Raw genomic sequence first — 20,062 nt, 5'->3', positions numbered from 1 at the left:
TCGTTGACACATATCAAGCGCTATTCCACGCCGCCGCCGCTTTTCCCGCTTGTCATGGGTAAAAACACGACGCGCGGCCGCCGCCTCACGGCGTCTTCAGCTTCACCTCCAGCGGCACCCCGTCGCGGCCGGCGGAGACCTTGACCGGCTCGCCCAGCTGGATGCGCTCCTGCAAGGCCGGATCGGTCTTGAGCATGGCCGCGCGCGCGTTGGCGGCGCGTTGCTTGGCCAGTTGCTGCAGGCTGGCGTCGGTGATGCTCTGCGCGGCGATCAACTCGTCCCGCAGCAGCTTGCCCAGGGCCGCGCCGGACGGCCCGCCCGGCTTCAGCGTGTGGCCCAGCAGCTTGAAGCGGCCGATCTGCTTGCCGTACACCGATTTGACCGCGGACAGGATTTCCTCGTCCTGCATGTCCGGCAGCGGCAGCGGCTCGCCGGCGCCCAGCTGATGGCCGGCGGCGGCGAAGATCGCCAGATCGGTTTGCGCGCGCGCCATTTCCTTGCGGTCCGCGTCGGCGTTGTAACCGCCGCTGATGGACAGCATCAGCTTGGGCCGCTTGACCATCAGCCCGGCCACCTTGACCAGCTTCTCCCGCTCCGGCGGCGTCACATTGGCCTCGCCGGCCACGAAGCGGATATCGTCGAAGCCCTCGCCGCCCAGCAAGGCGCCCAGCGCGCGGAACGGCGCGGTCACCACCTTGGTCACCACGTTGACGATGGCTTTCCAGATGATCTTGCCATAGCTGAACTGCGGATCGTCCAGGCTGCCGGCCACCGGCAAGTCCAGGTCGATGCGCTTGTCGCTGTCCTCCAGAATGGCTACCGCCAGCCGCAGCGGCAGCCGCGGGCCCTTGTATTCGCTGTCCGGCAGCTCGTCGCCCAGTTGCAGGGAATCGATCACCACCCGGTTCTCGCCCTTGAGCTGGCGCTGCTCCAGCAGATAGCGCAGGTCCACCGACAAGCGTCCGTCCTTGACCTGCCAGCCGGCGAAGTTCATCGAATACGGGTTCAAGGTGCCCATGGAGATATTGCGGAAGGCCAGGGTGATGTCGGTGTTGTCCGTGGGCGCCAGCGGCGACAGCGCGCCGCGCACCTTGACGTCGCCGAACTGGTCCACGTCGCCGTCCAGCGTGATGTTGCCGCGCTGCTTGGCGCGGGTGGACAGGTTCTGGATGGAGCCGCGCAGATTATGCATGTCGGACGCGAAGTCCGGCTTCATGCCGTGGTCGGCGAACTGCACCCGCCCGCCCTGCACATGGATGGACCTGACCTCCACCAAGGGCAGCGGCGCCGCCTTGGCCGACGGCGCCGGCGTCGCCGGCTTGCCGCCCTGGCCGGCGAACAGCCGGGTCAAATTGAGCTCGCGCTTTTCGTCCAGCACCAGCCGCGCCGCCGGCCCTTGCAGCCGCACATCGTTGATCGTCGCTTTCAGCGGCATGCCCTGAGCGCTGAGGCCGCGCACTTGCAGATCGCGCCACCCCAGCAAGGGCAGCTTCTCGCCCGGCTCGTACACCGCCAGCCGCGCCACGCCGGCGGAGCCGCCGACGCGCCAGCCGCGCGCGCCGACATCCAGATTCAGATCCGCGGACAACGCGCCGCCGCCGAAACGCAACGAGGTTCCGCTCAAGGCGTACGGCGCCAGCGGCGCCAGCTGCACCCCGTCGGCGCGCAGCCTGCCCTTGAGCGCGCCGGCCGCGGCGTCGATATCGGCCTTGACCGCCAGCTTGCCGCCGTTGAGCCCGCCGGCCAGATCCAGCGCCAATTGCCGGCCGTCGTCCACCTCCACCGTGCCGCCCAGGCCGGACAGCGTCATGCTGGCCGGCTTGGACAGGCTGCGGTCGGTCCAGCGCAGCTGGCTGTCCTGCAAAGCCATTTCCGGGTAATCGAACTTCCAGGCCGGCGCGGCCTCGCCTTGCGCGCGCGCCGGGGCGGCGGCCGGTTTGGAACCGCCGGCCGGCTCGAACAAGCGGGCCAGATTGATCTGGCCGGCGCGGTCGCGCTCCACCTGCGCGTCCAGCCCGCTCAAGCTCAGCTTGCCCGGCTCGATGCGACGGCCTTTTTGCGACAGCTGGCTGGACGCCAGCTCGGCGCTGGCCAGGCTCAAGACCGGCGCCGCGCCCTGCGCGCCCAGCTTCAGCTCGTCCAGCCGCGCCAGCAGGCCGGTCAGCGCGAAGCCGTTGTCCGGCGACAAGGAGAAACGGCCGGACAGCAAAGGCAGCTTGGCCTCCAGCGCCAAGGGCTGGCGGAAACCCTGATCCGCGTAGCTCACGCGCCAATTGCGCAGCTTGATCGCCTCGATGTTCACCAGCCACGGCAGCGGCGCTGCCGCCGGCTGCGGCTTGGCGGCGGCCGGCGCGGCCGGAATCGCCTTCTGCCAGTCCACCGTTCCGTCGCGGTCGCGCCCGGCCATCGCCAGACCCTGATCCAGCTCGATGGACTGCACTTTCAGCATTGAACGCGCCAGATCCAGCGCGCCGCCTTCGACGCGGACTTCCGGAATCGTCAGTTCGCTGCGGCCGCCCGGCGCCTTCAGCGCGAAGCGCAGCAGGCTGGCGCGGAACGGCGACACCGTCAGCTCCGGCGTCTTGCCGGACATTTCAAAATGGTAGCGCGCGGACACGGACAGCCGCCCTTCCGGCGCGGCGGTGTTGAAATGCGGCTGCACATAGGGCCAGACCGAGGCCAGCGGCAACTCCGCCATCTGCGCCTCGCCGTCCGACTTCAGCGGTTGCAGATTGATGCTGCCCTTCCAGTTGAAGCGGGTGCCGTCGGTCATGGCCGCCTGCATCGTATAACTGCCGTTTTCCGGCAGCGTGGACAGGTCCAGCAGCGACAGATTCAACGGCACCAGGGTGAAGCGCTCGTCGCCGCCCAGTTGATCGGACAACTGCGCCTGGCCCTTGCGGATGTTCAAGGCCTTGATCATCAGCCGCGGCAGCTTGTCCGAGCCCCCTTCGGGCTTGGCCGGGCCGGCGGCGTCGGCGACGAAGCTGGCCCAGTTCCACTGCCCGGCGCGGTTGCGCGCCAGGGCCAGCCGCGGCTCTTCCAGGGAAAACTCCTGCGCCTGCCAGCGGCCGATCAAGAGCATGGACGGATCCAGGTTCAGATACGCCCGCTTCACCGCGAACAGCGGCCGGCCGTCGCCTTCGCTCAGCTTGAGATCCCTGACCTCCAGCGACATGTCCCAAGGCGTGATCCTCACCTCGCCCATGCTCAGCGTGCGGCCTATGCTCTTTGCCCACTTGGCCGCGGCGTCGCTGATCATGCCCGGCGCCAGCCAGCCCAGGAAGCCCCACAGCAGGGCCAGCAAGACGATGGGAACCGCCAGCCAGCGCAGCCAACGACGGCGCGGTTTAGACGCTGGCGGCTTGGAATCTGAAGCGGGAGTGATCTGTTCGGTATCGTTTTCCATATCGTCTAATTCTAATACTCATAAAGAGGTCTTAACAGTCCCCTGGGCAGATTTCCCTGTTGCCGCAAACCAACAACTGACCGGCATCCAATCAATAATCATTGCGAATGTCCACGCGCCGGGACTAGCATGCATTCGTTCAAAATATTGAACATTTCGAACCAAAAACGATCAATGCCATTCAAAGCGGCATTGTGCCGTATTACCAAATCTGAGAGGAGCACCCGGATTGCCGATCCATCATTGGGCCCGATTCCAGCCCCGTCCCGCCTGCCCGCGCAGCCCCGGCTGCCGCACACTGGACCGTAGATTATTTTTAGTACAAGCGCAGCGGCCGCATACGCTGAGGCACGACGCCCGGCGCGACAGCAGTTCGGGCGCGCACACATGACAACAGAGGCTTTATGAATAACGCAGAACAAATCAACAAATGGTTGGACGACAATCGCATCACCGAAGTGGAATGCCTGATCCCGGACATGACCGGGCTCGCCCGCGGCAAGATCGTGCCGCGCCATAAATACAATCCGGCCGAAGGCCTGCGCCTGCCGGAAGCCGTGCTGTCCATGACCGTGACCGGGGACTACCCGGACCAGGACTTCACCTCCCTCGCCGATCCCGACATGCGGCTGATTCCCGACGCCAGCACCCTGCGTCCGGTGCCGTGGAACCTGGAGCCCACCGCCCAGATCATCCACGACTGCGCCTTTTTCGACGGCCGCCCGGTGGACCTGGCGCCGCGCAATGTGCTCAAGCGCATCCTCAAGCTGTACGAAGACGAAGGCCTCAAGGCCGTGGTGGCGCCGGAAATGGAGTTCTACCTGGTGGAAATCCAGCCGGACGAAGACATCCCGCTGCGCCCGCCGGTTGGCCGCACCAAACGCACCGAAGCCGGCATGCAGAGCTTCTCCATCGACGCCGTCAACGAATACGACGGCATCTTCGACGTGATGTACGACTGGTGCGAAGCCCAGGGCCTGGCGCTGGACACCCTGATCCACGAAATGGGCACCGCCCAGATGGAAATCAATCTGGACCACGGCGACCCGCTGGCGCTGGCGGATCAGGTCTTCCTGTTCAAACGCACCGTGCGCGAAGTGGCGATCCGCAACAATATGTACGCCACCTTCATGGCCAAGCCGATGCAGGGCCAGCCCGGCAGCGCCATGCACCTGCATCAGAGCGTGGTGGACAGGGAGAGCGGCAAGAACATCTTCAGCCTGAAGGACGGCCAGCCCTCGCAGAAATTCTTCCATTTCATCGGCGGCCTGCAAAACTATCTGCCGCCGGCGATGCCCTTTTTCGCGCCCTATGTGAACTCCTACCGCCGGCTGAGCCGCTACACCTCGGCGCCGATCAATCTGTCCTGGGGCTACGACAACCGCACCTGCGGGCTGCGCGTGCCGCACTCGGACCCGCAGGCGCGGCGAGTGGAAAACCGCCTGGCCGGCGTGGACGTCAACCCCTATCTGGCCATCGCCGCCAGCCTGGCCTGCGGTTATCTGGGCATGAAACAGGGCCTGATGCCGTCCGAACCGCTAAGCGGCAGCGCCTACGAGCAACCGCACCAGCTGCCCCGCCACCTGGACGACGCCATCGACATGCTGCTCAAGTGCGAACCGCTGACCAATCTCTTCGGCGAACACTTCATCCGCACCTATAGCGCGATCAAGGAAGCCGAATACCGCGAATACTTCGACGTGATCAGCCCGTGGGAGCGGCGCTTCCTGCTGCTGCACGTTTGATCGGCGCTTAGAGCGTGTTCACCGTTTCGCGAGCCAAGCTGAGACAAGGCGAAAACCGCTGAGAAAGCGGAGCGCGCACACGGTAGATGCGCGTTTCGAAGTGGTACTCGCCGTGCAATGCTTCACAATGCGCTGCGGACTTTGAACCGCTTCTTAAGGCGCGGACTGCTCGCCGCCGGCCCCTGTTCCGGACCGGCGGCTTTTCCGCCCCACCGTCATCAAACTGTGCATTGACAATCCCCGGCTCAGAATATTCAATATGCTTAACACTTGCCGCCAGAGCATTCCATGCACCCAAGCCCCCAGCCCGACCCCGTCCGCCCAGCGCCCTGCGCCGGGCTGAGCCTGAGCCAAGTCCTGCGCCAGGTGCAAAGCGACGCCTCCCCGGACAACGACCGCGACTACTGCCGCGCGCTGCACGACTTCGTGCGCGACCGCGTGCGCTTCGGCTTCACCAGCCAGTTTGAAACCGTCACGCCGGAACGCACGCTGGCGCTGGGCCGCGGCCATTGCAACGCCCAGGGCGACCTGCTGCGCGCGCTGCTGACCACCGCCGGCATTCCGGCGCGGCTGCGCTTCGTGCGGCTGGACAAGCGCGTGCTGCGCCACGCGGTGCCGGCCCCTATCTACCTCTGCCTGCCGGAACACCTGTTCCACGGCCTGGTGCAAGCGCGGCTGGACGGCCGCTGGCTGCACTGCGACAGCTATCTGTTCGACCCCGACGGCTTCGAACGCCAATACGCGCGCCTGCTCGCCTCCGGCCTGCCCCGCGGCTACGGCCTGCGCCTGGGCGCGGACTGCCGCTGGAGCGCGGACGCCGACAGCTTCTGCCAAGCCGGCGCCGACGACCTCCACGACGAAGACCCGGTCTACGACAACCTGGCCATCGCCCTGCAGGAAAAAGCCGGCAACAACACCTTGCTGGGCCTGCACTTCAACCAATGGCTGAAGCTGGCGCCGTCGCCGCTGCGCCGGCGCGGCGAACGCTATCTGAACAGCCGGCTGCATCCCGCCCGCTAACGCGGCCGGCCGGCGCGGCCGCTATGACGGCAAGCCGCCGGCCCCCGGCTTGCACGCCCAGGTGGCGATGAAGGCCGGCAGATAGCCGTCGATGACAAAGCGCGGCGTCGGCTGCATCTCCTCGTGAAACCCCGCCAGCAAGAAGCCGGCCTCCAGCTGGCCGCCTATCTGCTCCGCCAGGCTGTGGCCGAACACCAGCGCCTCGCCGCCGGCCCGCTTGGCCGCCAACGCCTCCGGCGCCAGATCCCGCAGATCGGAATACGGCGCCGGATAGCGCGGCCGGATCAGGCCCTGGCGCGCGTATTCCGGATCGCGGTCGCCGATGAAGGCCGCCGGATTGAAAAAGCTGCTGAGCAGGCGGCCGCCCGGACGCAGCACCCTGAAGCACTCGCGCCACACCGGACGCACGTCCGGCACGTAAAGATTGGAAATCGGGTGGAATACACAATCGAAGCTGGCGTCGGCGAAACGGGACAGCTCGCGCATATCGCCCAGCTCCGTCGCCAGGCTCAGCCCTTCGCGCCGCGCCACCAGGCGGTCGCGCTCCAACTGCTGCTCGGAGGCGTCCAATACCGTGACCTCGGCGCCGGCCGCCGCCAAGAGCGGCCCCTGCTGGCCTCCGCCGCTGGCCAGACACAGAATGCGCCAGCCGGCCACCTGATCCAGCCAGCCGGCCGGCAACGGCCCCGGCGTCAGCCGCGCCCGGTGATCGCCCGCGCGCGCGGCGGCGACGGCGGCGGCGTCCACCGGCTGCGACCACGGGCCGGCCTGCTCGGCCTGGCGGTCCCAGGCGGCCTGATTATGCGAAAAAATATCGAGAGAAACGTGTTCCGACATGGGGAGTCCTGTTCCATTCAGAAAATTGGGGACACCCAGCCAAAACCGCATCCATAGCGAAATGGACCGCCCCCGCGAAGGGGCAAAGACGAAGCGGAAGACCAAACGAAACGGCAATGCGGCAAACGGCCCTGGCTGGGCAAACGAGTGACGGGCATTACAGCTTCATTCCGGCGCGCTCCTATTGGGACAACACTGAAGAGATTCAAACCGCGCAAGCTCTGGCGGCGCAGGCGCTCATTCTACGCCAGATCAAATTTAAATGACATAGCAATTCTGCAAACAAGGCCATTCAAGCTTTGCGCTCCCTCACCCCTCGGAGACATGATGAAAGCTTGCCTGGCACTGTGCGCCGCGCTGCTGGCCGCCCCCGCCCTCGCCGCCTATCCCGACGACCTCAGGCTGACCACCTGGAACGCGATGCTGCTGCCGCAGTCGCTCTATCCCAATTACGGCCAGGAACAGCGCGCCCGGCTGATTGCCGCCGCCCCCATCCTGCAAAACCAGGACGTGGCGGTGTTTCAGGAATTGCAGGACAACAGCAGCTCCGAAGCGCTGCTGCAAGGCCTGAAAGCCCGCTTCCCGCACCAGACCCCGGTGATAGGCCGCAGCCAGAGCGGCTGGGACGGCACCGAAGGCTGGAACGGCGCCAAGCCGGAAGACGGCGGCGTCGCCATCGTCAGCCGCTGGCCGATTGTGGAAAAACGGCAATATCTGTTCCGCACCGCCGGCTGCAGCTGGGAACAATACGCGCTCAAGGGCTTCGCCTACGCCAAGCTGCAAGCGGGCGGCCGCTACTATCACGTGCTGGGCGCCCATCTGCAGTCGGAAGACAGCGGCTGCAAGGACCACGCCGCGGTGCGCCAGGCCCAGCTGCGCGAAATCGCCGACTGGCTGCGCGCGCGGCAACTGCCCAAGGACGAAATGGTGCTAATTGCCGGCGACATGAACGTGGACCGCCGCAAGCCGGCGGAATACCGCGCGATGCTGGACATCCTGCAAGCCAGCGAGCCGCGCTACGCCGGCGTCGCCGACAGCTTCGACACCGCGCGCAACGGCCTGGCGCTGGAGCGCTACGGCGCTCGCGGCGGCGACGTCCCGGAATACCTGGACTACATCCTGACGCTGAAAGCCCACCGCCAGCCGTCCGCCTGGCACAATCTGGCGCTGGACGCGCCGTCCCCGCAGTGGACGGTGCAATCCGCCGGCAAGCACACTTACGCCTACACCGACTACAGCGACCACTACCCGGTGCAGGCCTTCGCCTGGGCCGACGCCGCCACGCCCACGCAATCCTATACCGACCAGGCCGGCAGCTACCGCCAGGTAAGCCTGCAAAACCTGGGCAACGGCCAATGGCTGCAAAGCGCCGCCGCCAACGACGGCTGGCTGAAGACCGGCCCCGGCAACGGCCCCGCCGCCCGCTTCAATCTGTCCAACAACTTCGCCATGCGCGACAACGGCTGCCTGCGCTCAGGCGACTATCTGCGGGTGGAGCGCGCCGACCGCCCCGGCTGGTTCTGGACCTGGTGGGGCGGCCTGGACGCCAATCAATACGCCTACTACACCAAGCAAGGCCCGCTCAACGCCTCCACGGAACTGCGGCTGCAGATTCAGGACCGGCCGGACGGCTGCCTGCGGGACGGCGACATCGTCAGTTTCAAGGATTGGGCGCGGCAGAGCGATTACTATCTGACCGCCTGGAACGGCGGCGCTCACGATGGCCAGCTCTATCTATGGCAGCCCGGCGTCGGCCCGCGCGAACGCTTCCGCGTCGGCATCGCGCGCCAGCCGCAGCGGCAGGATTGGAAAGCGCAATTGATTTACGCGCAGAACAAGAAGCGCTAAGAACGTGTTTACGATCTCGCGAGCTAAGGCGAGACAAGGCGAAAACGGGCGAAAAAGCGGAGTGCAAACACGGTATATGAGCATTTCGAAGCGGTACTCGCCGTGTCACGTCTCACGACGCGCAGCAGATCGTAAACAGATTCCAACGAGAACAGCGGGCGGCTAGCCGCCCGCTTTCAGGAGCGTTACCAGGCGAGGATCAGCAACAAACTGCCCAGCAACAAACACAAGGGGGAATAGAAACGGGTGTCGTTGCGGGCGAAGCGGCTGTCGCGCACGCTCTTGAACAAGCCGACGTAGCGGAATTCGCCGATGCCGCGCAGCAGCAACGCCGCCGCCAGCGCCAGCAAGCCCCAGCGCACGGTCTCCATTTGCCAGAAGCGCGTCAGATGGCCATGCAGCGCAACCGCCAGCGCCGACAAGGCCAACACGCCGGCCACGGCGAACGTGCCGCCGCGGGTGGGCTGGAACAAGGGCTTGCCGTCCACTTCGGGCACGGCGGCGCCCATGCCCACGGTGCCGCCCAGCGCCCAATAGCAATGGACCAGACTGATAATCAGAAAAACAGTAATCAAAAACAGGCTCAGCATAAGCAGGTTCCCTTTCTAATTAAGTGTTTATCGGAAGTTCAACCTCTCCTTGATTATAACACAATCCCATCTGCATTGATTTTCGGCAAAAAAACGGCAACGCCGGGCAAAGCCCGCTCACTCTCGCCAAGCCTCAAACAAAACAGCCCCCGGCGCTTTCGCACCGGGGGCTGTTTTCAGATCAAGCGCTCTCGCCGCTTACTGCGCGTCCGCCTGGATCGCGGTCAGGGCTATGGTGTAGACGATGTCGTCCACCAGCGCGCCGCGCGACAGATCGTTGACCGGCTTGCGCAGGCCTTGCAGCATCGGACCCACCGACACCACGCCGGCGGAGCGCTGCACCGCCTTGTAAGTGGTGTTGCCGGTGTTCAGGTCCGGGAACACGAAGACATTGGCTCGGCCGGCCACTTCACTGTCCGGCGCCTTTTGGCGGCCTACGGATTCCACGCTGGCGGCGTCGTACTGCATCGGGCCGTCAATCATCAGATCCGGGCGCTTTTCCTTGGCGATGCGGGTGGCTTCGCGCACTTTCTCCACGTCCGAACCGCTGCCGGAAGTGCCGGTGGAGTAAGAGATCATCGCCACGCGCGGGCTCAGGCCGAAGGCGCTGGCGGAATCCGCGGACTGGATGGCGATGTCGGCCAGCTGCTCCGCGTTCGGGTCCGGGTTCACCGCGCAGTCGCCGTACACCAGCACCTGATCCGGCATCAGCATGAAGAAGATGCTGGACACGATGCTCGCGCCCGGCGCGGTCTTGATCAGCTGCAGCGCCGGACGGATGGTGTTGGCGGTGGTGTGCACCGCGCCGGAGACCAGGCCGTCCACCTCGTTCAGGGCCAGCATCATGGTGCCGATCACCACGCTGTCCTCCAGCTGCTCCGCCGCCTGCGGCGCGGTCAGGCCCTTGCTCTTGCGCATTTCCATCATCGGCGCCACATAGCGGCCGGCGGCCTCTTTCGGGGCCAGGATTTCAATATCGGCCGGCAGGGTCACGCCCTGGGCTTCCGCCACTTGGCGGATGCGCTCCGGTTCGCCGATCAGCACGCAGCGGGCGATACCCTTCTCGTGGCAGATGGCGGCGGCCTGGATGGTGCGCGGCTCGTCGCCTTCCGGCAGCACGATGCGCTTTTGCGAGCGGCGCGCGCTCTCGATCAGACGATGGCGGAAGGCCGGCGGCGGCAGGCGCACTTCGCGCGGCTCGCCGATCTTCTGCACCAGCACCGCGGTGTCGATGCGCTCGGCCACGAAGTCGATCATCGCCTGCATGCGCTCGGCGTCTTCCATCGCCACGTGACGGTCCAGATTGGCCAGCATGGTGCTGGTCTCATAGGTGTCGCGCTCGGTGGACAGAATGGTCAGGCCGGCTTGGCGCGCGGACTGGATCAGCGGCAGGATGCTGCCGGACACCGGTTCGCCGCAGGTCAGCAGCAGGCCGGCCAGCGGCACGCCGCGCAGCATGGCCAGCGAGGTGGCCAACACCACGTCGCTGCGGTCGCCCGGCGTCACCACCAGGGTGCCCGGCAGCAGGCGTTCGGCCATTTTCTCCACGGTGCGGGCCGCCACCACGGTTTCGCGCATGCGCGCTTGCTCGATCTGGCCGGCGTGTTCAATCTTCAAACCCAGCGCGCTGACCACGTCCAGCACGCGCGGCGCGTCCAGTTTGGCGTCGTAAGGCACGCAGCCTAGCAGCGGCGTGGCGCAGCCCTGCTCCGCCAGCTCCGCGCGCAGGCCGGCCAGATTGCCGCACTCCGCGCCGCGGTTCAGCAGCAGACCGGCCAGTTTGCCGTTGCCGTCGGCGCCGAACTGGCGCTGCACCAGCTGCACGCATTCGGCGATGTCGCGCGCGCCGCGGCCGGCGCCGGACAGCACCAGCAGCAGTTCCGCGGACAGGCTGCCGGCCATTTCCGCGTTCAGGCGGATGGCGGTTTGCGCGTCGCTGTCCGGCACCAGGCCTTCAACAATCAGCACATCGTGATTGTCCCGCGCCTGTTCCGCCAGGCGCACCACGTCTTCCATCAAGGTGGCCAGCTCGCCTTCGCGCAGCATGGCTTGAGCGCGGGCAAACGGGATGGACGCCGGCGCGTCGATATTGCACAGCTGACGGGCGAAGTGGCTGGACAGCTCTGCGCCCACGCTGGCGGGCTGCGCGATGGGCTTGACGAAGCCCACCTTGATGCCGTCGCGCTCCAGCGCGTGCACCAGGCCCAGGGTCATGGAGGTCAGCCCAGCGTCCGAACCATAGGACGCCAGGAAAAACACTCGTTTCGGTTGTTGCGATGTCATGAGTTTTACTTTCGACGCGCGCGCCGCCGCAAAGCGGCCCGGCGTTCAGAATCAGGCGGCGGCCGACGGAGCGCCGGCCGCGCGATACGGACGCGGCTTGCGCCGCGAAGTCCTATCAGATACCGGCCAGGTCGGCGGTATCCTTGGCGATCATCCACTCTTCGTTGGTGGCCATCACCAGCGCGGTGGTGCTGCCCGGCTGGCTGATCACGCCGGTGTTGCCGCGCACGGCGCGCTCGTTGGCGGCCGCGTCCACGGCGAAGCCCAGCACCTTCATGTGGTTCAGGGTCTTCTCGCGCAGCAGGCTGGAGTTCTCGCCGATGCCGCCGGTGAACACCAGCGCGTCGATGCGGTCCAGCGAAGTGGCCAGGCCGCCCAGCAGGCGGGCCAGACGGTGGGCGAACATGTCCAGCGCCAGTTGCGCGTCCACATTGCCTTCCGCCGCCGCTTCTTCCAGAGCGCGACAGTCGCTGGACACGCCGGAAATGCCCAGCAGGCCGCTCTGCTTGTTCAGCAGATTGTCGATGCCGTCCAGATCCAGGCCTTCCTTGCGGGCGATGAAAGTCACCGCGGCCGGGTCGATATCGCCGGAACGGGTGCCCATGATCAGGCCTTCCAGCGGGGTCATGCCCATGGTGGTGTCCATGCACTTGCCGTTCTTCACTGCGGAAGCGGACGCGCCGTTGCCCAGGTGGGCGATCAGGATGCCGTGATTAGCCGGGTCCAGCTTCAGCTCGGCCACGGTTTCGCCGGCGATGAAGCGGTGGCTGGTGCCGTGCATGCCGTAGCGGCGCACGCCGTATTCTTTGTAGAAGCGCTGCGGCACGGCGTACATATAGGCCGGCTTGGGCATGGTCTGATGGAAAGCGGTGTCGAACACCACCACCTGCGGCAGCTTGGGGAAGGCTTTCTGCGCGGCGCGGATGCCCACCAAGTGGCCCGGGTTGTGCAGCGGCGCCAGCGCGCAGCATTCTTCGATGCCGGCCAGCACTTCGTCGGTGATCAGCGCGGACGCCTGGAAGCGCTCGCCGCCGTGAACGATGCGGTGGCCGATGGCGACCACGCTGTCCAGCCACTCATGCTCGCCCATGAAACGGGTCAGCGCTTCCATCGCCTCGGCGTGGCTGCCGCCGTTCAGCGACTCCGTCTTCTTGCCTTCCGCGGTTTTGAAAATGATGCGCGAATCCGCCAGGCCCAGGCACTCGGCCAGACCGGACAGCAGCGGCTCGCTGGAGCCCTTGGGCAGCAGCGCGAATTTCAGCGAGGAACTGCCGCAGTTGATCACCAGAATTTCAGAAGATGTCGTCATAATATATCAGCGATTCATGATAGATAATTCGATAAACAAGCAGCGCCGCTCCGGGCGACGCTGCCAGCCAAAAACCACCGGCCGGAAGGCGTTCAAGTCACCTTCAAGCCTTTACAGGAAAACAACTCGCGGGCACGTTTGACTTGCTCCGGCGTGGGAATCGGCGTATCCGCCAACTGGTATTCCATGCCCAGCTTCTGCCACTTGTCCATGCCCAACTGATGGAAGGGCAACACCTCCACCCGCTCCACCACACTACCCAGGCCGGCGACGAAATCCGCCAGCCTGCTGATGTCCTCGTCGCCGTCGGTCAAACCCGGCACCAGCACGTAACGCACCCACATTTTCTTGCCCAGGCGTTGCAGCCGGCGGGCAAAGTCCAGCGTCGGCTGCAAGGGCTGGCCGGTCAGCGCGTGATAGCGCTCCGGGTCCGAATGCTTGATGTCCAGCATCACCAGGTCCACCGCGTCGAACCACTCGTCGCTCACCCGCTCGTGCAAAAAGCCCTGGGTATCCAGCGCCGTGTGCAGGCCGAAGCGGCGCTTGGCCTCGCGGAACAGCGCGCCCACGAAACCGTCCTGCATCAGCGGCTCGCCGCCGGACACCGTCACGCCGCCGGCGAACTTCAAAAAGCGCGCGTACGGCTCCAGCTCCGCCATCGCCTGCTCCACCGTGGCCTGGCGGCCGTTGTGCAGCTTCCAGGTATCCGGGTTATGGCAGTATAGGCAGCGGAACTGACAGCCCGAGGTGAAGAAGACAAAGCGCATGCCAGGCCCATCCACCCCGGCCCCGCTCTCCGTGGAGTGCAGGTAACCCACCACGGATTCGGGAGACATGGCGTGTTCTTGCGGGACCGTGTCCACGGCGGTTTGGGTATCTGGCATGCGTTTGTGCTCCTATGGCCGACAGAGGCCGGCCCTTAACAGGCCGCCTTTTAAAGCATAGTGCGCGGTTCCGAACGGGGGCGAGCCCAAAACGCCAGAGCCGAACACAAATGTTATTTTACGAACACATTTTATATTCTAAAACGAAAATATGTGTTTGATACAGGTCAAAAGCGTACATTGTGATGTGCGCACGCCACATCCTCCCACACCCCCCACCCGGCAAACCCTTGATTTACGTGGAGTTCTAGTTAAAACAGTCGTTAGTTTTACCTTGCACTGCAATATTTCCGCTCGTTCACGAACATCGTCATCACACGCCGGGGGCATAAACCCGGCCCCGCAAGCGCCGGACCGCGGCTGAGCTGGATCAAGGCAAGCCCCATTTTTGCAAACGTCATGACCGCCACCTATTATGCCAAAGGGATTCCACACCTTCGGTAAACCGCCATGAACGCACTGCGCCTCGCCCTCAAAAGCGTGATCGAATATCCGCTGCCCGCCTCCAGCCAAACCCATGAAGTGGCCGCCATCGGAGCGGACCTGCTGCTGATCTCCCAACAGCCGTCCGGCGCCCTGGTCAAAATGCGCGTGGACCCGCACAGCGGCCAGCCGCGCGCCGCCGTGTCCCACGTCATCGACAATCCGTTTTCCGGCCTGCACGGGCTGACCGTTTCCAAAACCCACCCCGGCTGCCTGTGGGTGACGCTGCAATTCCAGTCCGAGCTGCTGCTGATAGACCCGATAGCGTCTGACCTCACCACGCAGCCAAAAATCCTCAAGCGGGTGCCGCTGCCGCCGCCGGCGCGCGGCCCGCACGTGGTGGCGGAAGACGGCGACATCCTGTGGACCTCCTGCAAGGACAGCCATCACATCGTGCGCATCAACAGCCTCATGCCCGCGGACGCCACCCTCTATCCCTGCCCCCCGCGGCCCATCTTCGTCCAGCTCCACCCGGACAGCGGCGACGTGTACGCCGCCCTGGACCAATCCAGCCAGCTCTACCGCATCCCGGCCAACGGCGACGCGCCGGCCGCCATTGAAATCCCCGCCGAACACGGCAACACCCCGGTGGGCATGGTGCCGGGGCCGGACGGCAATCTGTGGTTCGCGCTACTGGGCAACGCCTCCGGCGGCAACGGCGGCTTCGGCCGCGCGCTGGCCGGCGGCGACATCGACTGGTTCCAGCTCACCACCGCCCCGGCCGCCGGCGCCGGCTTCATCCACCTGGGCTTTCCGCCCGTCGCCGGCCCGGAGCCGCGGCTGTATCTGCTGGCCTCGTCCATGGCCTGCGCCAACGCCCTCAACGGCGTGGTGCAAGTGAAGATGAGCGCGGACTACAGCCGCGTGGAAGCGCAACAAACCATCGCCTTCCCCTCGCAGCACAGCATGAGCCACCGCGTGCTCAGCACAGTGCACGGGCTCTACGCCACCGAACTGGGCGCCTGCTGCCTGGCGCATCTGCGCCCGGCGGAGAATCGTTACGGCGAAGGCGTCAATGAAATGGCCGACCCCTACTCGCTGTGGGGCTGCGGCATACCGGAGGGAGAAGTGCGCTATCCGGGAGCGCACCGGGAGGAATAGCGCCTGGCCATGCCCGGTCTGGCGAGGCCTTGACGGCAGGATACACATGAACGGCTCCGGCCCCGCAAACAGCCCTGTCCAGTGACGGGCGCGCCTGCGGGGCCGGAGCCGTTCAGCCATGCGGATCCATGCGCTGGCGGCTTAGCCGGAGATATCCCGCCTTACCCGTCGCAAATGCTGCTCAACGTAAAAGGCCGCGGCATCCTCATCGCCGATGATGATGGATTCGTAAATCAGCTGATGTTCCGCAACGTACAAGCCAATACGCTCCTCGTCATAGATGCCATCGTCGCGCAAGCGCTGCCAGAGAGGCTGCGCCATGGCTTTGGCCACCTCATCCGCGATGCGCACCATCAGCGCATCGCCGGTCATCACCGCCAGTTGCCGGTGGAACAAGCGGTCGCTTTCGCTCCAGAGCACTTGCTGCGCCGGAATGTCTATGTTTTTGACCCCCTTCATTTGCGCCAGGTAATACTCCGCCCTTTCATCGCGCTGGCCTTTTCTGGCCGCCATGCGGGCAATGGCCGGCTCTAGTATCAGCCTAACTTCCAGCGTCGATATCGGACTGTCGTCCGCCTGCCCGCGCTCGTTTGCGGGCACGGCTTGCCGCAGCCGTTGCAAGGCATCCGGGCAGACATAGGTGCCCGATCCACGACGCGTCATCACCAGTTGCTGATTCTGCAAAGCGCCAATGGCCTCCCGTACGGCAGGCCGGCTCACGCGGTAACGGGCGGCGAGCTCTCTTTCCGAGGGCAGCCGCGATTCAGGAGGAAACTCCCCTCCAACAATGCCGTTGCGGATCTGTTCAGCAAGCTGCTCATAGATGGGAAGCGGCTGAAAGTGGCTCTGTTCCAGAGTACTGGCATCCATTCTGGTTACCCCAAAAACCAATTTGTTGTGAATTGGTGACAATTGCGACCATGCCCCCGCCGCAGCAGCAGAAGCCCTTGTGACGCCACCTCCAAATTGGTAACTTACAAAACAAGTTAACGATATAACAAGGTAATTTTAAGACCAGTTTTATGGATTCCGGCAAAAACCCCAAGGGTAAACCGCGGATTTGGTCTGAATTTTGCCACTTATCGATGAGGGAGCACCATGTCCATCCCCGTACTGCCCGCCTCCGCAACCAAGAGCTTGTTGCCGATTGCCGATCTTTGTCAGGCCCTGTCCCTTGCCGCCGCCGAATACACGGCAGGGCGGATCGTCAGCCCGGAGCGGCAGGTGCTGCCTTTGCGGGGCGACGCCGTGCTGCTGTCCATGCCGGCCAGCGCCAGCGATATCGGCATTCACAAACTGGTCAACGTGTGCCCGGACAACCTCAAGCAGGGCCTCCCCACCATCCATGGCATCGTCAGCGTGTACGACGCCCTCACCGGCCAGCCGCTGCTGATTCTTGACGGCCCCACGGTGACCGCCCAGCGCACCGCCGCCATTTCCATGTTGGCGATCAACAGCCTGTACGCCGGCAGGCCGGCCGCCATCGCGCTGATAGGCACCGGCAAGCAGGCCTCCGGCCATCTGGAAGCCATTGCCGCCCTGTTCCCGGACATCCGCGTGGATGTGCATGGCCGGGAAATGGCGGACAGCGCCGAATTCTGCCGCCGGCACGCCCCCCTTCCCTTAGCGCTACGGCCATGCCGCGGCCGCGTAGCGGACGATGTCGGCGTGGTCATCACACTGACCACCAGCAAAGCGCCGATCTACCACGAGGACGCCCGCAGCAACCGGCTATTGGTGGGAGTGGGAGCGTTTCGTCCGGACATGGCCGAAATCGGGCCGGCCGCCATCGCCGGCAGCCAGCTGTTCTCTGACGACCCTGTCGGAGCGCGGCATGAAGCCGGAGACCTGATCCAGGCGGGCGTGGACTGGAACACCGTGCGGCCCTTGGCTGAGGCGATAGCAGGACGCTACGACGCCAAGCGCCCGCGCCTGTTCAAGAGCGTGGGCACCGCGGCCTGGGATTTGGCGGCGGCGCGCTGCGCGCTGGCGCATTGGAAGGCCGGTTAGCCGGGCGGCAACGTCCAGTTAGCCAAACGAACGGTGCGCCAACGCACCCGGTGATAAATAGGGTGATAAATAGGAGGAGAGAACACATGGATCCATTGCCTGCGGATTTTGTCATCGAGACCGTGGAAATGCACACCGGCGGCGAGCCGGTGCGCATCGTGCTCAACCTTGGCGACAGAATTCAAGGAGCGGACATCCTGGCCAAACGCCGTTTCATGAGCGAGCGCCTGGACCCCGTGCGCCGCCTGCTCATGCATGAACCACGCGGCCATTACGATATGTATGGCGCGGTGCTGGTGCAGCCCTCCATGCCAAACGCGGACCTCGCCGTGCTGTTCACCCACAATGAAGGCTATAGCACCATGTGCGGGCATGCCGTGATCGCCCTGGCCCGCTTTGCGGTGGACAGCGGCAAAGTGCCCGCCGTGGCGCCGCTGACGCGGGTGGGCATCGAATGCCCATGCGGCCTGGTGGAAGCCTTGGTGGAAATCCAGAACGGCAAGGCCGGCGCCGTGCAATTCGAGAGCGTGCCCGCCTTCGCCTTTGCCCTGGACCTGCCCGTCACCGTGCCGGGCATCGGCGAAGTGGTCGTGGATATCGGCTACGGCGGCGCCTTCTACGCAGTCGTCGCCGCTGAAAAACTGGGCGTGTCGCTGGATGGCCGCCTGCGCGAACTGGTGGACGCCGCCTCCGCCCTCACCCAGGCGGTGCGCGACGCCATCGCGGTGCGCCACCCCATTGCCGACGACCTGAGCTTCTTGTACGGCAGCATCCTCACCGATGGCCGCGACCGGGCCGCCGATGGCGGCAGCCGCAATGTCTGCGTCTTTGCCGACGCCGAAGTCGACCGCAGCCCCACCGGCTCCGGCGTCACCGCGCGCATGGCCATCCGACACGCCAAGGGGCTGGTCGCGCCTGGTGAAACCTGCGAATTCCAAAGCCTGACCGGAGCGCTGTTCAGCGGCGCAGTGATCCGCCAAGCCCAGTTGCCGGGCCATGACGCGGTGACGGTGCGCGTGGCCGGGCGCGCCCACTACAGCGGCAAAGCCAGTTGGTCATTGGAGCCTGACGATTTGATTGGCCGGGGCTTTCTACTGCATTGAACGCTTGCGTGGCGGCCCCCAGCCGCGCAAGGCGATGGCGCGGCCAGCCATCAAAACAGAGCAGCGCAAAGGAGACACGCATGAAACAGCAGCATCCTCGCAGCCTGATCGCCCTATTGGCTCTTGGCGGCACGATCACCCTCTTCGCCCTCAGCCCCGCCCATGCCGACACCGTGGTGAAAATAGGCTTCTCCTCGCCCTTGTCCGGCCCGCAATCCCACTACGGCAAGGACAATGAGAACGGAGCCAGGCTGGCGATCAACGAGCTGAACGCCAAGCCCATCACCCTCGGCGGCCAAAAAGTGAAGTTCGAACTGCGGTCCGAAGACGACCAGGCGGACCCGCGGGCCGGCACGCAAGCCGCTCAACGCCTGATGGATGCCGGCGTCAAAGCGGTGATCGGCCACTTCAACTCCGGCGTCACCATTCCCGCCTCGCGCATCTACGCCAAGGCCGGCGTCCCGCAACTCTCGGTCTCCACCAACCCCGCCTATACCGCCGCCGGCTACAAAACCGCCTTCCGTCTGGTGGGCAGCGACAGCCAGGTGGGCGGCGCGCTGGGCCGCTACGCGGTACAGCAGCTCAAGGCGCAGCGCATCGCGGTCATCGACGATCGCACCGCTTACGGCCAGGGCATTGCCGACGAATTCATCCAATCCATCACCGGCCTGGGCAAGCCGCCGATCAAGCGTGAGTACACCCATGACAAGGCCGCCGATTTCAGCGCCATCCTGACCGCGCTGAAGGCGCAGAAACCGGACATCGTGTTCTACGGCGGCGCGGACGCCCAAGCCGCGCCGATGGCGCGCCAGATGAAGCGCCTGGGCATGAGCGCCACCTTGATGGGCGGCGACATGCTGAGCACCGAGACCTTTATCAAACTGGCCGGCGCCAATGCGCTTGGCCACATTTCCGCCGTACCCGGCGGGCCGCTGGAAGCGCGGCCGGCAGGCAAGGCATTTCAAGCGCGCTACCAGGCCAGTTACCAACAAAACGTCGTCCTGTTCGCCCCGCACTTCTACGACGCGGTCATGATGGTGGCCGACGCCATGAAGCGCGCCAACTCGCCGGAACCGGCCAAATACCTGCCGCTGCTGGCCCAAACCCGCTACCAGGGCGTCAGCGCCGACTTCAGCTTCGACACCAAGGGCAATCTGAAGCAAGCGCCGGTGACGATCTCCGCGGTGGAAGGCAATGCCTGGAAGGTGCGGTCGGTGGTGCAGTAAGAACCGGTTTACGATCTGCTGCGCGTCGGCGATACGGCGTTGAAAACCGCTTCGAAATGCTCATGTACCACGCGTACATTCCGCTTTCTCAGCCGTTTTCGCCTTGTCTCGCCTTAGCTCGCGAGATCGTAAACACGTTCTAAGAACCAGTTCATAATCTGCTGCGCGTCAGCGATACCGCCTTGCCTCAGATTCTCTGCGGGGTTTTGTTCGC

Annotated in this window: 15 protein-coding genes; 8 read left to right on the top strand and 7 right to left on the bottom strand. The window is 65.2% G+C overall.

Features of this window, described 5'->3' with window-relative positions:
- Positions 1-85: 85 nt before the first annotated feature.
- Complete coding sequence (locus DB032_RS14745; protein WP_107800146.1) at positions 86-3,409, bottom strand: DUF748 domain-containing protein; 3,324 nt, start codon at positions 3,407-3,409, stop codon at positions 86-88.
- Between the two features lie 404 nt (positions 3,410-3,813).
- On the opposite strand from DB032_RS14745, the gene DB032_RS14740 reads away from it, so the two are divergent.
- Both DB032_RS14740 and DB032_RS14735 read left to right on the top strand, forming a co-directional pair.
- Positions 3,814-5,154, top strand: coding sequence for a glutamine synthetase family protein (locus DB032_RS14740; protein WP_107800145.1), 1,341 nt, complete (start codon positions 3,814-3,816; stop codon positions 5,152-5,154).
- Between the two features lie 288 nt (positions 5,155-5,442).
- Entirely contained in the window at positions 5,443-6,174 is a 732-nt protein-coding gene (locus tag DB032_RS14735) for a transglutaminase-like domain-containing protein (protein ID WP_107800144.1), read from the top strand.
- A gap of 21 nt (positions 6,175-6,195) precedes the next feature.
- Here the strand turns inward: DB032_RS14735 and DB032_RS14730 are convergent, their stop codons facing one another.
- Positions 6,196-7,011: a class I SAM-dependent methyltransferase gene (locus tag DB032_RS14730; protein ID WP_107800143.1), complete on the bottom strand. Its 816-nt coding sequence runs from the start codon at positions 7,009-7,011 to the stop codon at positions 6,196-6,198.
- A gap of 116 nt (positions 7,012-7,127) precedes the next feature.
- Between DB032_RS14730 and DB032_RS24180 the strand changes: the two genes are divergently transcribed.
- Positions 7,128-7,277, top strand: coding sequence for a hypothetical protein (locus DB032_RS24180; protein ID WP_158274314.1), 150 nt, complete (start codon positions 7,128-7,130; stop codon positions 7,275-7,277).
- A gap of 61 nt (positions 7,278-7,338) precedes the next feature.
- Entirely contained in the window at positions 7,339-8,859 is a 1,521-nt protein-coding gene (gene sph / locus DB032_RS14725) for a sphingomyelin phosphodiesterase (protein ID WP_158274313.1), read from the top strand.
- Positions 8,860-9,044: 185 nt separating this feature from the next.
- Here sph and DB032_RS14720 read toward each other — a convergent pair whose 3' ends face one another.
- The 4 genes from DB032_RS14720 to pflA all read right to left on the bottom strand — a co-directional run bounded on the left by DB032_RS14720 (position 9,045) and on the right by pflA (position 13,925).
- Positions 9,045-9,449, bottom strand: a complete 405-nt coding sequence (locus tag DB032_RS14720) for a DUF3995 domain-containing protein (RefSeq protein ID WP_107800141.1) — start codon at positions 9,447-9,449, stop codon at positions 9,045-9,047.
- A gap of 198 nt (positions 9,450-9,647) precedes the next feature.
- Positions 9,648-11,732 carry a phosphate acetyltransferase gene (gene pta / locus DB032_RS14715; RefSeq protein ID WP_107800140.1) on the bottom strand — a complete coding sequence of 695 codons (2,085 nt, stop codon included), beginning with the start codon at positions 11,730-11,732 and terminating at the stop codon, positions 9,648-9,650.
- A 115-nt stretch (positions 11,733-11,847) separates the two neighbouring features.
- On the bottom strand, positions 11,848-13,041 hold the full coding sequence (locus DB032_RS14710; protein ID WP_043594375.1) for an acetate/propionate family kinase: 1,194 nt from the start codon (positions 13,039-13,041) through the stop codon (positions 11,848-11,850).
- A gap of 92 nt (positions 13,042-13,133) precedes the next feature.
- Complete coding sequence (gene pflA / locus DB032_RS14705) at positions 13,134-13,925, bottom strand: pyruvate formate-lyase-activating protein (protein WP_107800139.1); 792 nt, start codon at positions 13,923-13,925, stop codon at positions 13,134-13,136.
- Positions 13,926-14,375: 450 nt separating this feature from the next.
- On the opposite strand from pflA, the gene DB032_RS14700 reads away from it, so the two are divergent.
- Positions 14,376-15,509, top strand: a complete 1,134-nt coding sequence (locus DB032_RS14700) for a hypothetical protein (protein WP_107800138.1) — start codon at positions 14,376-14,378, stop codon at positions 15,507-15,509.
- A gap of 141 nt (positions 15,510-15,650) precedes the next feature.
- Here the strand turns inward: DB032_RS14700 and DB032_RS14695 are convergent, their stop codons facing one another.
- A complete protein-coding gene (locus tag DB032_RS14695; protein ID WP_107800137.1) occupies positions 15,651-16,379 on the bottom strand; it encodes a FadR/GntR family transcriptional regulator in 729 nt (242 codons plus the stop codon).
- A gap of 228 nt (positions 16,380-16,607) precedes the next feature.
- Here DB032_RS14695 and lhpI point away from each other — a divergent pair, with 228 nt between their 5' ends.
- The 3 genes from lhpI (at position 16,608) to DB032_RS14680 (ending at position 19,848) form a co-directional block, all read left to right on the top strand.
- Positions 16,608-17,519 (top strand): bifunctional Delta(1)-pyrroline-2-carboxylate/Delta(1)-piperideine-2-carboxylate reductase, encoded by a 912-nt coding sequence (lhpI, locus tag DB032_RS14690; protein ID WP_107800136.1) that lies wholly within the window; start codon positions 16,608-16,610, stop codon positions 17,517-17,519.
- 86 nt (positions 17,520-17,605) lie between these two features.
- Positions 17,606-18,622 (top strand): proline racemase family protein, encoded by a 1,017-nt coding sequence (locus DB032_RS14685; protein WP_107800135.1) that lies wholly within the window; start codon positions 17,606-17,608, stop codon positions 18,620-18,622.
- A gap of 80 nt (positions 18,623-18,702) precedes the next feature.
- Positions 18,703-19,848, top strand: coding sequence for a branched-chain amino acid ABC transporter substrate-binding protein (locus DB032_RS14680; protein WP_107800134.1), 1,146 nt, complete (start codon positions 18,703-18,705; stop codon positions 19,846-19,848).
- Positions 19,849-20,062: the final 214 nt, after the last annotated feature.

It is taken from the genome of Chromobacterium sp. Panama, assembly GCF_003052555.1.
Lineage (GTDB): Bacteria > Pseudomonadota > Gammaproteobacteria > Burkholderiales > Chromobacteriaceae > Chromobacterium.
Note: the sequence above shows the minus strand (reverse complement) of the source record. Positions and strands in the feature narration are given on the sequence as shown.